At 48.4% G+C, this 14,093-nt stretch carries 11 protein-coding genes and 6 tRNA genes; 9 read left to right on the top strand and 8 right to left on the bottom strand.

Annotated features, from left to right (window positions below):
* Positions 1-72: 72 nt before the first annotated feature.
* From zipA to LVQ77_RS16290, 3 genes are all read left to right on the top strand, one after another.
* Entirely contained in the window at positions 73-1,059 is a 987-nt protein-coding gene (gene zipA, locus LVQ77_RS16300) for a cell division protein ZipA (protein ID WP_232904985.1), read from the top strand.
* A 68-nt stretch (positions 1,060-1,127) separates the two neighbouring features.
* Positions 1,128-3,146 (top strand): NAD-dependent DNA ligase LigA, encoded by a 2,019-nt coding sequence (ligA, locus tag LVQ77_RS16295; RefSeq protein WP_232904984.1) that lies wholly within the window; start codon positions 1,128-1,130, stop codon positions 3,144-3,146.
* A gap of 1 nt (position 3,147) precedes the next feature.
* Positions 3,148-3,363 (top strand): DUF3820 family protein, encoded by a 216-nt coding sequence (locus tag LVQ77_RS16290; protein ID WP_034459012.1) that lies wholly within the window; start codon positions 3,148-3,150, stop codon positions 3,361-3,363.
* Here LVQ77_RS16290 and LVQ77_RS16285 read toward each other — a convergent pair whose 3' ends face one another.
* Complete coding sequence (locus LVQ77_RS16285; RefSeq protein WP_232865904.1) at positions 3,364-4,353, bottom strand: bile acid:sodium symporter family protein; 990 nt, start codon at positions 4,351-4,353, stop codon at positions 3,364-3,366. It lies immediately after the preceding gene.
* A 90-nt stretch (positions 4,354-4,443) separates the two neighbouring features.
* On the opposite strand from LVQ77_RS16285, the gene LVQ77_RS16280 reads away from it, so the two are divergent.
* The gene (locus LVQ77_RS16280; RefSeq protein WP_232904983.1) at positions 4,444-5,373 is read left to right on the top strand and encodes a LysR family transcriptional regulator; all 930 of its coding nucleotides are present in this window, start codon (positions 4,444-4,446) and stop codon (positions 5,371-5,373) included.
* Here LVQ77_RS16280 and LVQ77_RS16275 read toward each other — a convergent pair.
* From LVQ77_RS16275 to LVQ77_RS16250, 6 genes are all read right to left on the bottom strand, one after another.
* Entirely contained in the window at positions 5,370-5,714 is a 345-nt protein-coding gene (locus tag LVQ77_RS16275) for a FlxA-like family protein (protein ID WP_232904982.1), read from the bottom strand. The two genes, LVQ77_RS16280 and LVQ77_RS16275, sit on opposite strands and share 4 nt — an antisense overlap.
* A 101-nt stretch (positions 5,715-5,815) precedes the next feature.
* Positions 5,816-6,583: a nucleoside-specific channel-forming Tsx family protein gene (locus tag LVQ77_RS16270; RefSeq protein WP_232904981.1), complete on the bottom strand. Its 768-nt coding sequence runs from the start codon at positions 6,581-6,583 to the stop codon at positions 5,816-5,818.
* Positions 6,584-7,011: 428 nt separating this feature from the next.
* Positions 7,012-7,087, bottom strand: a tRNA-Lys gene (locus LVQ77_RS16265).
* A gap of 3 nt (positions 7,088-7,090) precedes the next feature.
* Positions 7,091-7,166: transfer RNA gene (locus LVQ77_RS16260), tRNA-Val, on the bottom strand.
* Between the two features lie 33 nt (positions 7,167-7,199).
* Positions 7,200-7,275 (bottom strand) — tRNA-Val (locus LVQ77_RS16255).
* 43 nt (positions 7,276-7,318) lie between these two features.
* Positions 7,319-7,394 (bottom strand) — tRNA-Val (locus LVQ77_RS16250).
* 260 nt (positions 7,395-7,654) lie between these two features.
* On the opposite strand from LVQ77_RS16250, the gene gltX reads away from it, so the two are divergent.
* Positions 7,655-9,070, top strand: a complete 1,416-nt coding sequence (gene gltX, locus LVQ77_RS16245) for a glutamate--tRNA ligase (protein ID WP_232865908.1) — start codon at positions 7,655-7,657, stop codon at positions 9,068-9,070.
* 63 nt (positions 9,071-9,133) lie between these two features.
* Here gltX and LVQ77_RS16240 read toward each other — a convergent pair whose 3' ends face one another.
* Positions 9,134-9,487 carry a YfeC-like transcriptional regulator gene (locus LVQ77_RS16240; RefSeq protein ID WP_064512886.1) on the bottom strand — a complete coding sequence of 118 codons (354 nt, stop codon included), beginning with the start codon at positions 9,485-9,487 and terminating at the stop codon, positions 9,134-9,136.
* Between the two features lie 220 nt (positions 9,488-9,707).
* On the opposite strand from LVQ77_RS16240, the gene LVQ77_RS16235 reads away from it, so the two are divergent.
* The 4 genes from LVQ77_RS16235 to LVQ77_RS16220 all read left to right on the top strand — a co-directional run bounded on the left by LVQ77_RS16235 (position 9,708) and on the right by LVQ77_RS16220 (position 14,064).
* A tRNA-Ala gene (locus LVQ77_RS16235) sits at positions 9,708-9,783 on the top strand.
* Positions 9,784-9,829: 46 nt separating this feature from the next.
* A tRNA-Ala gene (locus LVQ77_RS16230) sits at positions 9,830-9,905 on the top strand.
* A 247-nt stretch (positions 9,906-10,152) separates the two neighbouring features.
* Positions 10,153-12,387: an EAL domain-containing protein gene (locus LVQ77_RS16225; protein WP_370645050.1), complete on the top strand. Its 2,235-nt coding sequence runs from the start codon at positions 10,153-10,155 to the stop codon at positions 12,385-12,387.
* 36 nt (positions 12,388-12,423) lie between these two features.
* A complete protein-coding gene (locus LVQ77_RS16220; RefSeq protein WP_232865910.1) occupies positions 12,424-14,064 on the top strand; it encodes a diguanylate cyclase in 1,641 nt (546 codons plus the stop codon).
* Positions 14,065-14,093: the final 29 nt, after the last annotated feature.

Raw genomic sequence — 14,093 nt, 5'->3', positions numbered from 1 at the left:
GCAGATGGGCAAATACTCTTAGTGAGTAAATGTTTGCCGTGGTGGCAAGGTGTTAGAACAACAGAGAATATAATGATGCAGGATTTGCGTCTGATATTAATCATTGTTGGCGCGATCGCCATAATAGCCTTACTGGTTCACGGCCTGTGGACAAGTCGTAAGGAGCGTTCTTCCATTTTTCGTGATCGTCCAATGAAGCGTTTGAAGTCTAAGCGTGACGAATACGAATCGGATGACGCTGAGGCTGACGATGAACAAGATGATGGAGTAGGTGAGGTGCGTGTGCGTCGGGTTAATCCTGCGCCAGAAACAACGACTCGCGAGCCAGAAATGCCTCGTCAGCCGCAAGCTCCTCAACATCAGTATGAGCCACCTTACGCCTCTGCGGAGCCGCGTCAGAGTGCGCCAGTGCGTCAGCCTGAACCGGTTATTCCACGTCAGGAAGTTCCTGTTGCGCCTGCACATCAGCCAGCGCCACAGCAACCTGCTGTCCATCAACCGGTACAACAGCCTGTTCAACCGCCTCAGCCAGTGGTACCGCAAGCGCCGGTCCAACCGGTGCAGCATTCTGAACCTGCGCCTGAGCCAGTTGCGGTACAACCTGCTCCGACACCGGAACCTCCGGCACGTCGTAAAGAGACGGTGATTGTGCTGAACGTTTCGGCTCATGCTGGCAGCATGATTAACGGCGATGTGCTGTTAAACAGTATTCAGCAAGCGGGCTTTATCTTTGGCGAAATGAACATTTTCCACCGTCATCTCAGCCCTGATGGCAGCGGCCCGGTTCTCTTTAGTCTTGCTAATATGGTTAAGCCTGGTTCATTTGACCCAGAAAGCATGACGAATTTTGCAACGCCTGGCGTGACAATTTTCATGCAGGTACCGTCATATGGCGACCCAACGCAAAACTTTAAGTTGATGCTGCAGTCTGCTCAGCACATTGCCGATGAAGTCGGTGGTGTGGTGCTGGATGACCAACGTCGTATGATGACACCGCAAAAAATGCGTGAGTACCAGGACCGTATCCGCGAAGTGGTTGAAGCTAACATCAGCCATTGATACGCGCTCTGAACATGTTTTTCTTTGAACCCTCGGATTCCGGGGGTTTTTTATATTGATGGTGCGATATGGACACAATCGAACAAAAAATCACTCAACTGCGAACCACGCTTCGCCATCATGAATATCTCTATCATGTGCTTGATACTCCAGAAGTCCCGGATGCGGAGTATGATCGCCTGATGGCTGAATTGCGTTCTCTGGAAGGCGCGCATCCTGAACTCATCACCCCTGATTCACCGACACAGCGCGTAGGTGCTGCACCTTTAAGCGAATTTACCCAGGTTCGTCATGAAGTACCGATGTTGTCGCTCGATAACGCCTTTGATGAAGCGAGCTACCTGGCGTTTAACAAGCGAGTCCAGGACCGCTTAAAAAGCGCAGAAGCCATTACTTTTTGCTGCGAGTTGAAACTAGATGGCCTCGCGGTGAGCCTGCTTTACGAAGATGGAGTGCTGGTTCGCGCCGCCACTCGTGGCGATGGTACGACGGGCGAAAATATCACTGCCAACGTGCGAACTATTCGTTCTATCCCTCTGAAACTGCGAGGCGAGAATATCCCCCGCCGCCTGGAAGTTCGTGGTGAAGTGTTCTTGCCGCAGGCTGGTTTTGAAAAGATTAACGAAGAGGCGCGCCGTACAGGCGGTAAAATCTTTGCTAACCCTCGTAATGCAGCAGCCGGATCTTTGCGTCAACTTGATCCACGTATTACCGCAAAACGCCCGCTAACCTTCTTCTGCTACGGCGTTGGTTTACTTGAAGGCGGTGAATTGCCAGCCAGCCATCATGCACGTTTGCAGCAGTTTAAAGAGTGGGGGCTGCCGGTGAGCGACCGCATTCGTCTGTGCAACACACCAGAAGAAGTGCTGGCCTTTTATCACCAGGTCGAAGCCGATCGCCCGAAATTAGGTTTTGATATCGACGGTGTGGTTATCAAAGTTGACTCGCTCGCGCTGCAAGAAACTCTGGGCTTTGTTGCCCGTGCACCGCGTTGGGCGGTGGCGTTTAAATTCCCAGCTCAAGAGCAGATGACTTTTGTTCGTGACGTTGAGTTCCAGGTTGGGCGCACGGGTGCTATTACCCCTGTAGCTCGTCTGGAGCCGGTTCAGGTTGCAGGTGTGCTGGTCAGCAATGCCACATTGCATAATGCTGATGAAATTGAGCGCCTGGGTTTAAGAATTGGCGATCGCGTGGTTATTCGCCGCGCGGGCGATGTAATCCCGCAAGTCGTAGGTGTGGTTGAGTCCGAACGTCCGGAGAATACCTGTGAGATTGTCTTCCCAACTCATTGTCCGGTATGTGGCTCTGACGTTGAACGTGTTGAAGGCGAAGCGGTTGCGCGTTGTACCGGCGGCCTGATTTGTGGTGCACAGCGTAAAGAAGCGCTTAAGCATTTTGTCTCTCGTCGCGCGCTGGATGTCGATGGCATGGGCGATAAGATAATCGACCAACTGGTTGAAAAAGCATATGTTCATACTCCTGCGGATCTTTTCCGCCTGACTGCCGGTAAACTTACCGGGCTTGACCGTATGGGCCCTAAGTCTGCTCAAAACGTAGTTGATGCGCTTGAGAAAGCTAAAGAGACAACGTTTGCACGCTTCCTCTATGCACTTGGCATTCGCGAAGTGGGAGAAGCGACAGCAGCCGGTTTAGCCGCGCACTTTGGTACGCTGGATGCGCTGATTGCGGCAAGCATCGAAGAGCTGCAAAAAGTGCCTGACGTGGGAATTGTTGTCGCCACTCATACGTTCAACTTCTTCGCTGAAGAGAGCAACCGTGAAGTGATTCGCCAGTTGACGGAAGAAGCGGGCATTCACTGGCCTGCACCGGTGATTATTAAAGCAGAGGAGATCGACAGCCCATTCGCCGGCAAAACGGTGGTACTCACAGGTTCACTGAGCATGATGTCGCGTGACGATGCCAAAGCACGCCTGGTCGCATTAGGCGCGAAAGTTGCGGGCAGTGTATCGAAGAAAACTGACCTGGTGATTGCGGGCGAGGCGGCTGGTTCTAAGCTTGTCAAAGCACAGGAATTGGGTATCGACGTGATTGATGAAGCTGAAATGATTCGCTTGTTAGGTGAATGAGATGGATAAAGAGCAGCTTATTGAGATAGCCAATACAGTAATGCCGTTCGGCAAGTATAAAGGTCGTGTATTGATTGACGTACCGGAAGAGTACTTGCTGTGGTTTGCGCGTAAAGATGAATTTCCTCAAGGGCATCTTGGTGAGCTGATGAGGCTTACATTGCTGATTAAGACCGAAGGGTTGGAGGGGCTGGTGAAGCCCCTCAAACGGCATTAACTAAGTGTTATCGGTGGCGGTTTTGGCTGCCACCTGCGTCTCTTTCTGATAACGGCGGGCTAGCACCGCGCATATCATCAATTGCAACTGGTGGAAGATCATAAGCGGCAGCACCATCATCCCGACGGTTGCGACCGGGAATAAGATATTTGCCATCGGAATCCCATTCGCCAAACTCTTCTTCGAACCGCAGAACACAATGGTAATTTCATCAGCTTTGCTAAAGCCCAGACGCCTTGCCACAAACATGTTGATGCTGATGACAATAGCCAGCAACACTAGGCTTACCACCACAATAAACAGTAGCGAGCCCAGGCCGACTTTGTGCCAAATTCCATGCCTGACCGCTTCGCTAAATGCCGTGTAAATGACGAGCAGAATGGAAGTCTGATCGGTTTTACCAATCCATTTTTTATGTTTTGCTACCCAATTACCAATCCACGGGCGAGAAAGATGGCCCGCCACAAACGGCACCAGAAGCTGCATCATAATGCTGCCGACCTGCTGCAAGCTGCCACTCGCGCCATGAACATGCATCACCATGCCCACTAAAAGTGGCGACAGGAATATACCAAGCAGACTAGAGGCCGATGCGGCGCACACGGCAGCGGCCACGTTGCCTCCTGCAAGCGAGGTGAACGCAATAGCGGACTGCACCGTGGCAGGCAAAATACACAGGTACAAGAATCCTGTATAGATCTCAGGGCTGACATTGACCGGTGCCCACCAGGCGAACAATACACCCAGCACAGGGAATAGCACGAATGTGCTGCACATGACCCACAGGTGCAAACGCCAGTGGCTGCTGCCAGCAATAATCGCTTCGCGAGAAAGTTTTGCGCCGTGCATAAAGAATAAAAGTGCGATTGCGGCGGTCGTTAGCCCTTCAAAGAAGCCAACAAAGCTGCCTTGTGCGGGGAAGAAAGACGCCAGTAATACGGTCACAATTAGCGTCAGCGTGAAGGGGTCGAGTACGCGAAAGAGTTTCATCATCATTCCTCAAACTGTTGTAGAGCTATTGTGCTTTCATTAGTTTTAGAAATAAAATTGATTTATTGAATGCATTAATGAATTAAATAGATGAATTATTCACTGCGTCAGTTAAAAGTGTTTGTCGCCGTAGCTCATGCCGGGAGTTTTAGCCGGGCAGGGGAGCAAATTGGCTTGAGCCAGTCGGCGGTAAGCCACAGCGTAAAAGAGCTTGAGAGCGAAATCGGTGTGAAGCTTTTGGATCGCACCACGCGCGAAGTGGTGTTGACGGAAGCAGGCCAGCAACTGGCATCCAGGCTCGAACGGCTTCTGGAAGAGCTGACCAGCACACTTTTGGATACACGTAGCGTTGGCCATCAACTAAGCGGAATTGTGCGTGTCGCTGCGAGCCAGACTATCTCTGCCCACTTAATGCCGCAATCTATCGCAGCGGCGGCGCTTGAGTTTCCCGCGATCCGCTTTGTGCTTCATGATCGCCCGCAACAGTGGGTGCTGCAAAGCATTCGCCAGGGAGAAGTCGATTTCGGCATGGTTATCGACCCTATCCAGGCCAACGATCTGGATTGTGAAGTCGTGCTTTCCGAGCCGTTTTTATTGCTTTGCCGTAATGACCATCAGTTTGCCGCTCAGTCACGTGTTTCGTGGCAGGCATTACAAGGTCAAAACCTGGTGCTACAGGATTACGCATCAGGTAGCCGCCCGTTGATCGATGATGCGTTAATGCGTCAGGGAATTGAGGCGAATATAGTTCAGCAGATTGGCCACCCTGCAACACTGTTTCCAATGGTCGAGGCGGGAATTGGCATTAGCGTTCTTCCGGCACTGGCATTGCCGTTACCTAAAGAGCGCCCTCTGGTTGTCAGACCTCTGGTTCCCGTTGTCGATCGGCAATTAATGTTGGTGCGGCGGAAAAATCGCTCGCTTTCTCGTGCTGCTGAGGCTATCTGGCAGGTTGTTCGTCAACAGGCGCAGCAGTTAGCCACTGCTCGCCTGAGCAACCCACTGTTTAATAAAGACTAGACGTAGATATCAATCTGGTGTTCTTCGGACGGTTTATTCACACCTTCTACTCGGGATTGTTGCTGTTCCTGTTTTTGCTGTGCCTGTTCAGCTTGCTCACGCTGGAGTTGCGCCAGTTGCGCCTGTAACATTTTAATTTGCGCCTGAATGAGCTCTTGTTGCTTCTGCTTTTCTTCTGTTGTGCCGCTGCCATTGGCAATATCTTTCGCTTGCTGAGTGAGTTTAGTGATTTGCTGGGTGATACGGCTGATTTGTGACGCTAGGTCGTTACCCGAGTTTGATGAAGAAGTGTTCGCAGTAGTTTGCAGCGAAGGCGTGGACGTTGTTATGGTGTTGCTCATAATAATTCCCTCAAAGGAGCCGATAAAAGGTTATCGGCTAAGCAAGGAATAATCTTGAGTGAATTGGGCTGAACCTACCATTTGTGGCATGGCTGTATTCATCAGAAGTTATATTTTACCGAATAGATAAACCCGTCTTGCAGGAAGCTTTCGCCCAGTTTGTTGTCGGCATAACGATATTGTATGCCTGTGGTAATGCTCGGAATGGGTGTCCACCACAAAGCGACAGCACCGTTTATGCCATCTTTGCCACCGTTGCCGGCAGCGTAATTGTCGGCGCGGTCAAATTCATATTCATTCCAGTTGGTGAGCATCAGCTTCTCGCCCCAAAGCGAGAAACTATATCCCGCAACCCAACCCGCGACATAACCGTTATTTCCGGTGTAGTAAGTCTGGTCGGTGTAGCGTTTAGCAATGAACGGTTTAAACCAGAAGCCATTAGCCGCATAGTTATAACCCAGACCGTAAAGTCCCATCACGTCATGGAAATTATTGGCGTTAGGGTAACCGTAAGTGCCATAGACGTGCAGATAAAGGTTTAAGCCGGTATCGCCCAGATAAATACGGTTAGTGTTTTTGAAGGTATAGCGTTGTTCTGAACCCGGTTTATCGTGGCGGCTATTCAACGGGTTTTCAAGATCGAAGAAGCCATACATTTCACCCCAGGTAAAGTTTGCACCGCCTTCGAGTTCCAGATACGCGAAATCGTCTTTGTGGGATTTTTCACTGGTGCGATGCGTGGTTCGAGATGTCCAGTCGAGATAATGTAAGCCGATGTCAGCGAATCCTCCTTTAAATTCGGCTTGAGTGGCAGGAACAGCCATTAACGAGGACAATAAAGCGAGTGTAGTGGTGAGGTGTTTTTTCATTTTTTATTTTCCCTGTGCCTTAAATCCGAGATTTCCGTCCGGAAAGATGCTGACAACAAGTAGTGTGTCGGCCGATGGCATATTGCGAGGGAAGAATGGGAAACACCAATATTGTATTCGGTGCGATTGATACAATTTCAGTATTGATTGGCTGGGGAAGACGAGTAGAGTTTTGTATGGGGAATACGTGCAAAATTCTGCTGAATCGCACATAGCAAAAAGGCGCCTTTAGGGCGCCTTTCTACATTGGTGGGGCGTGCAGGATATCACTCGTCTCATCCTGAGACTCGCCCTGCGGGTCACCGCAAGCGGTGATGCAAAATCGTTCCCGACGATTTTGTCGAACCTGCTGCAGGTTCGAACCCAGCACGAAAAAGATCGAGCCTTAGAAACAACAAAAGCGCCCCGAAGGCGCTTTTGTCTAAATTTGGTGGGGCGTGCAGGATTCGAACCTGCGACCAATTGATTAAAAGTCAACTGCTCTACCAACTGAGCTAACGCCCCGAATGGTGGGTGATGACGGGCTCGAACCGCCGACCCCCTCCGTGTAAAGGAGGTGCTCTACCAACTGAGCTAATCACCCAAACTTCGGTACTTCTATTGCAAGAGTAGATAATGGTGGGTGATGACGGGCTCGAACCGCCGACCCCCTCCGTGTAAAGGAGGTGCTCTACCAACTGAGCTAATCACCCAAATTTTATCTCTTGCTACACTGCGGAATCACTCACTAATGAATGGTGGGTGATGACGGGCTCGAACCGCCGACCCCCTCCGTGTAAAGGAGGTGCTCTACCAACTGAGCTAATCACCCCCGCTGTGTGGAGTCGCATTATAGGGAGAGTTGAAAATGAGTCAACGCCTTTTCTAAAGATTTTGTTCGTTCGTCGTAAAAATAAACAATGCGATCGCGAATTGCACATTGGTGATTGATTTGTCATCAGAATATGTGGATTGAAGACAAGAAAGGGTATCAACATTGAGGAATCAGTACACAGTGGTAGAATGTTGCCCACTCTATATTCCCTGGCATTTGCCGGTTCCCCGGTACTTTTGCGTAATTAAGGCCGTTTAATGAAAATCAAAACTCGCTTCGCGCCAAGCCCAACAGGCTATTTGCACGTTGGTGGTGCTCGTACTGCTCTCTATTCATGGCTTTTTGCTCGTAACCACGACGGTGAGTTCGTGCTACGTATAGAAGACACCGACCTTGAGCGTTCAACTCCAGAAGCTATAGAAGCTATTATGGATGGCATGAACTGGCTGAGCCTTGAGTGGGATGAAGGTCCGTATTATCAGACCAAGCGCTTTGACCGCTATAACGCGGTTATCGACGAGATGTTGGAAGCTGGTACAGCGTACAAATGCTACTGCTCTAAAGAACGCCTTGAGGCATTGCGTGAAGAACAAATGGCGAACGGCGACAAGCCACGTTATGACGGTCGCTGCCGCCATGGCCATGAGCATCATACTGCTGATGAACCATGTGTTGTGCGTTTTGCCAACCCGCAAGAAGGTTCTGTTATTTTTGATGACCAGATCCGTGGCCCAATCGAATTTAGCAACCAGGAGTTGGATGATCTGATCATTCGCCGTACCGATGGATCCCCAACCTACAACTTCTGTGTTGTAGTGGATGACTGGGATATGGAAATCACCCACGTGGTTCGTGGCGAAGACCATATCAACAACACTCCGCGTCAGATCAACATCCTGAAAGCGTTGAATGCGCCAGTACCGGTTTATGCGCACGTTTCTATGATTAATGGCGACGACGGTAAAAAACTGTCCAAACGTCATGGCGCAGTGAGTGTCATGCAGTATCGCGATGACGGCTATCTGCCAGAAGCGCTGCTCAACTACCTGGTGCGTTTGGGCTGGTCTCATGGCGATCAGGAAATCTTCACTCGTGAAGAGATGATCAAATTGTTCACACTGGACTCCGTTAGCAAATCGGCCAGTGCATTCAATACTGAAAAATTGCAGTGGCTGAACCACCACTACATTAACCACCTTGCTCCTGAATATGTTGCGACCCATCTGCAATGGCACATCGAGCAGCAAAACATTGATACTCGCAACGGCCCACAACTGGCTGAGTTGGTTAAATTGCTTGGCGACCGCTGCAAAACTCTGAAAGAGATGGCTGAAACTTGCCGCTACTTCTATGAAGACTTCAGTGAGTTTGACGCAGATGCTGCGAAGAAACACCTTCGTCCGGTTGCTCGTCAGCCGCTGGAAGTTGTGCGCGACAAACTGGCAGCATTGACCGACTGGACTGCAGAGAATGTGCATAATGCAATTCAGGCAACCGCTGATGAATTGGAAGTAGGCATGGGTAAAGTTGGTATGCCGCTGCGTGTTGCTGTTACAGGGGCAGGGCAGTCACCTGGTCTTGATGTCACTGTTCACGCGATTGGTAAACAACGTTCGATTGCTCGTATTAATCAGGCTCTGGAATTCATTGCTACGCGCGAAGCACAACAGTAACGCCTGACGTTATAAAGTGTTGTGACTAAAAAGCCGGCTTATGCCGGCTTTTTGATACTCGTTTTACTCATCACGAATACCTAAACGCTTTAACACCCCAGCAATGCCTTCTCGCAGAATCAATGCAGACATTTTTTCTTGTTCCGAGATTGACATCTGTTTCATCGAATTGAGCAAAAGCCCTTCCAGTGAAGTGTCATTAACGTGGTAACTGCTGAGTTTCTCTGAAACGCGTTTTGCACTATTAATAAAATCGCGTACACGTTCATCCACATGAATCAGGCGAGCTTTACCTCCCTGAACACCGGGTTTTTGAGTGGTGAGCCAGCTTTCTTTACGTACCCATTTGTTGATTGTTTGGCGACTATAACCAGTAATCATCGCCAGCTCTTCCGGGGTCATACGTTCCTTGAGCACAGTTTTTCCTTAAATCCAAAGGGGTTATTAGTGGTTCATTTTATGGGATCATTTTACTGGAAACTGTGACAGGATTAACTACAGGAAGACGAGATGCCTCTGCTTTTACTTGTATTGTTTGCTTTTTCGGCGATTAATCGCCGAAGCTGAATTTGACGTTGACACTCTCGAATGGGTTTCATATGATGCCGCCCGTCGATACGACACGGTTTCACGGTACGGGGCTATAGCTCAGCTGGGAGAGCGCTTGCATGGCATGCAAGAGGTCAGCGGTTCGATCCCGCTTAGCTCCACCAAATCTTTACCAGCAAGATTTGAATCGTTTAAACCAAACCCATTCGTGGGGCTATAGCTCAGCTGGGAGAGCGCTTGCATGGCATGCAAGAGGTCAGCGGTTCGATCCCGCTTAGCTCCACCAAAATATGAAACCCTCGCCTAATGGCGGGGGTTTTTTCGTTTCTGCGCCAGAATAACGTCACAAAATAGTGATTTGAGCACGACTTTCCTCAATTCAGTGAATATATAAATACGATGTATTCTCAATATGAATATATCAAATTATTTCTCTTTGTTGGTTTGTATAAAAAACTAATAAATTTAATCACCTGCAATAATTCGCAAACTTGATTTGCGCAACAAATAAACGTATTATTTATCACCGAATAATGCTGCAAAGCCATTACAGAATACTCAGACCAGGGCTTATGATTTTTCAAAAATCTATCAAGAAATTCGTTACAGCACTGGTTTTATCTCTCTTTCTCGTCCCTTTTTCTCGCTACATTTCACCGTTAACGACAATTGATGGTGCTCAGGTTTATCTCGCATATCTTCCAATGGGTTTGTTGATAGCCATGGTGTTTATCTATGGCCGAGCTGCGATTATTCCTCTAATAATTTCATCAGTAGTGACATTCTCATGCGTACTTCATCTGTCATTTGTGGCGTTAGCGTCGTTTGTTTTTTGCCTGATATTTCCAATAATAGTTTGTAGTATAATTGCTCGTCATTACCTTGGGTCGAGATGGCGCTATGCTTTGACCGATAAAGGAATGGGGACTCGGATATTCTGGCTAGGGTTTGTCGCACCTTTCAGCACTAAATTATTGATGTATCTGGCGGGGCACTATATTCAATTTCCAGAAGCATTGGCTGCGTACTTTGGTGACAATTCACTCATGTTTATGGTGGTGGATTTTCAAAATTTAATTGCCGCCTCGCTGATATTCACTTTCCTGTTTTACTATCCGCTTAGAATGATCCTGAATCCAAATTACGTCCGAGCCTTCTGGCGTCGTTGCGTGATGCGTGATTTCGTTGGCCCACGTCGTTTTTATTCTTTCACCTGGTTGTTATGCCTGATAACTCTGCTGGTGGTGTTGTGCTCATCGTGGGGCTTGTTGCAGGTTTCAGGCTACCTTGTGCCCGCTATCTTTGTGCTATTTACGCTGGGTATCCGCCATTTTGGCCCGCGTTTAATGGGGCTGTTATGGGCTATATCCGTATGGCTACTACTGACATATAACGATGGTTTCCTTTACGGGGTTAATACAGAATTTGCCCTGTCATTCATTCTTTCTGTTTTCATCTCTTTTTCCGTCTGTATGTTGTATATGACGATGATGTTTAAGAAAAACGAATGGATGAAACGCATTTATCATTCGCAGGCATTAACCGACCCATTAACACAATTACCAAATTTACGTGCCCTGGAACATCATGTGCAATGTTACCCGGAAGGGACGCTTTGCTGCCTAAGGATGTCGAACCTGGAATTTTTAAGCCGCCATTACGGCATGATGATGCGAATTCATTGTAAGCGTATAGTTACCAGTCAGATAACGCCTTTCCTGCATGAAGGTGAACAAGTATTTCAGTTGCCCGGAAGCGAATTATTAATTTTCCTCCGTGGACAACATACCGATGCGCGACTCGAACATATTGTTGATTTACTCAATAGCAAAAAAATAACATGGCATAACACCATGCTGGAAATTGAGTACGGCGCATCCTATAGCGTTATCGACAACAGCCTTGAAGAATTACACCGCACTTTAGGGCAATTAAGTTTTCTCTCCGATCAGGCGAGTGAATCGTTACGCGTACTCAGCTTGAATACCCGAGTTGAATATGTCTCTGACAAAACGACAGAGCGTGTTTTGTTACTGCAAAAAATCAAACGTGCTTTGAATGAAGAAGAGCCTGTCACTCTCTATGCACAACCTATTGTGAATAAGATGGGGCATGGATATCACGAAATACTGAGTCGTATCACTTTTGATGATGAATTAATTACCCCGGATAAGTTTATTCCCGTTATTGCCGAGTTTAACCTCAGCACGCGCTTCGATATGTTAGTGGTGAAGAAGCTGGTGAATTATTTGTATCTTCACCCTGAGAAGGGCGAGCAGTCGCGTTTCTCGGTAAATCTTATGCCGTTGACGTTGATGCAAAAGGATATTGCGCAGAATATTATTTCATTGTTCACGCAATTCCAGGTGCCAACCAGCAGCGTGATAATTGAAGTCACCGAGGAACAGGCTTTTTCAGAGTCAGAAACTTCAATGCAGAACATTACGTTACTGCGTGATTATGGGTTTAAAATTGCCATTGATGATTTTGGTACCGGTTATGCTAACTACGAGCGGTTGAAAAGGCTGCAAGCAGACATTATTAAGATTGATGGTTGCTTCATCAAAGACATCACCACCGACTCGCTTGACCCGCTGATTGTTAAATCTATTTGTGATATGGCTCGAGCGAAGCAATTGATTGTTGTTGCAGAGTTTGTTGAAACGCAAGAACAGCGCAAGCTGTTATGCGAACTCGGCGTACAGTTTTTACAAGGGTATCTGATAGGCAAGCCAGAACCTCTGGCCTTAGTCCATACATTAAGGTAGCAGTATGTTGCGAGCATATAATCAAAGGGCTGATTTGTGAGCACTTCTTTAGCGAATAGATTTCGCCTGCCAATGGCAAAAACACTCCGGGTTATCCATCTGGTTTTTATTTTTGTTTTTGCGCTGACTACTTTTTTATTCTGGCAGCAAGGACAGCTATTTAGCCATGGCTACCGTACAAGCCAGCTTAGCCACCTTGAAAGTGTAATTGCCAGAATCGAAAGCAAAGCACAGTACAAAGTTGACAACCTTCGCTATCTAAAACGAATTTTTATTGAAGCGATGGACGATCCGTTGTTCCCTGGTGTGGCAACTGTTCCTTCGGAAATTACAGGCGATGTTGGCGATTCACCATTGTGGGTCCGCGAGCTGCCTTTGCCCGATACGCTTACCGAGGACAGCGCGTTTCACGGCGAGGACGCGCTACAAGTCCGCCAGCAACTCTACGCATTGCGGAAGATTCAGGGTCTTTTCCCGTTGGCGACAGGGGCCAATGAACTGACTGCTGATTTGTACTACATCTCACGTGATGGCGAGTTTATTGTCTCTCTATCCCAGGAGATGAACTCGCTATTGGTGAGCAGCTACAACCCTCATGTAGAACAGGGTAGTTTCGTGCTGGCTTCGCCATTGCTCAATCCACAGCGAGAACCTTTCTGGACACGGCAGAATATCGCTAAAACTGATGACACTCTGGTTAATGCCGCCATTCCTGTCGATTTTCGTGGCGAATGGATAGGCCTTCTGGGGATAGCGTTTGAAAATGATGCAGTGCAAAAATTCCTTGCGGCGTCATTACCTGAAGATACGCAGAGTGCTTATCAATTGTTTGATGAACGGCTAATTCCACTCACCGGTACCGTAGGGTCGGCCAATCAATTTCAACTCACTGCTAAGCATCTACAAACTATTCGCCAGATGCTTGAAGTCTCATCGCGCGGCACGATGCGCGATGGGTCTGTATTCATCACTTTTGGCAGAGTTGTTGGCACGCGCTCGGTACTGATCAGTACCCAAACCCTCAGTCAGGGTTTACATGAAGACTTTGGCCGTTTCAGTATCCTGTTGATCGCGATGTGGGGGATATTCGTGCTGTTCCTCTGGGGATCGCACCGAGTGATTTGCCGCCTGGTGCGCAATATGGGGAGCTTGCAGCGTGAAATGCAGCATCATGCGCTTCACGATGAGTTGACCGGTGCACTTAACCGCCGTGGCTTCTTTGAGAAAACATCACAAATTAGCCCTGATTACGTAGATTACACACTTGTGCAATTAGATCTCGACCACTTCAAGAAAGTGAACGATGTTTACGGGCATCAGGTCGGTGACAATGTGCTGATGCATGCGACTCAGCGCATTCAGCGTGCGATACGCAGCCAGGATATTCTTGGGCGTATTGGTGGTGAGGAGTTCTGTATTTATCTGCCTAACTCCGATCTCAAGGCGGGGATTATGGTGGCTACAAGAGTTAAATGGGAGTTGGAGTCTTCGGCACTGGTTCTGGATGACGGCCGAAAATTACCTGTTACCGCATCGCTAGGTGTGGCTTCGCACAGTGAGTATCCTGAGTACACGCTTGATCAAATCCAGTCGCTTGCAGATATGCGGATGTATACCGCTAAAGAACGAGGCAGAAACCAGGTCTGCTGGCAGGATGACGATGCTATTCAGGCGTAGATAAATCCGCCAGGAATTTCAGGCATAAA

It is taken from the genome of Buttiauxella cochleicola (genome assembly GCF_021282435.1).
GTDB lineage: Bacteria > Pseudomonadota > Gammaproteobacteria > Enterobacterales > Enterobacteriaceae > Buttiauxella > Buttiauxella massiliensis.
The sequence above is the reverse complement of the archived record's forward strand: the minus strand, read 5'-3'. Positions and strand labels throughout refer to the sequence as shown.

Coding starts and splice junctions, on each gene's coding strand:
- zipA (WP_232904985.1), top strand. CDS start 73: ATGATGCAGGATTTGCGTCTGATATTAATCATTGTTGGCGCGATCGCC.
- ligA (WP_232904984.1), top strand. CDS start 1,128: ATGGACACAATCGAACAAAAAATCACTCAACTGCGAACCACGCTTCGC.
- LVQ77_RS16290 (WP_034459012.1), top strand. CDS start 3,148: ATGGATAAAGAGCAGCTTATTGAGATAGCCAATACAGTAATGCCGTTC.
- LVQ77_RS16285 (WP_232865904.1), bottom strand. CDS start 4,353: ATGAAACTCTTTCGCGTACTCGACCCCTTCACGCTGACGCTAATTGTG.
- LVQ77_RS16280 (WP_232904983.1), top strand. CDS start 4,444: ATGAATTATTCACTGCGTCAGTTAAAAGTGTTTGTCGCCGTAGCTCAT.
- LVQ77_RS16275 (WP_232904982.1), bottom strand. CDS start 5,714: ATGAGCAACACCATAACAACGTCCACGCCTTCGCTGCAAACTACTGCG.
- LVQ77_RS16270 (WP_232904981.1), bottom strand. CDS start 6,583: ATGAAAAAACACCTCACCACTACACTCGCTTTATTGTCCTCGTTAATG.
- gltX (WP_232865908.1), top strand. CDS start 7,655: ATGAAAATCAAAACTCGCTTCGCGCCAAGCCCAACAGGCTATTTGCAC.
- LVQ77_RS16225 (WP_370645050.1), top strand. CDS start 10,153: ATGCTGCAAAGCCATTACAGAATACTCAGACCAGGGCTTATGATTTTT.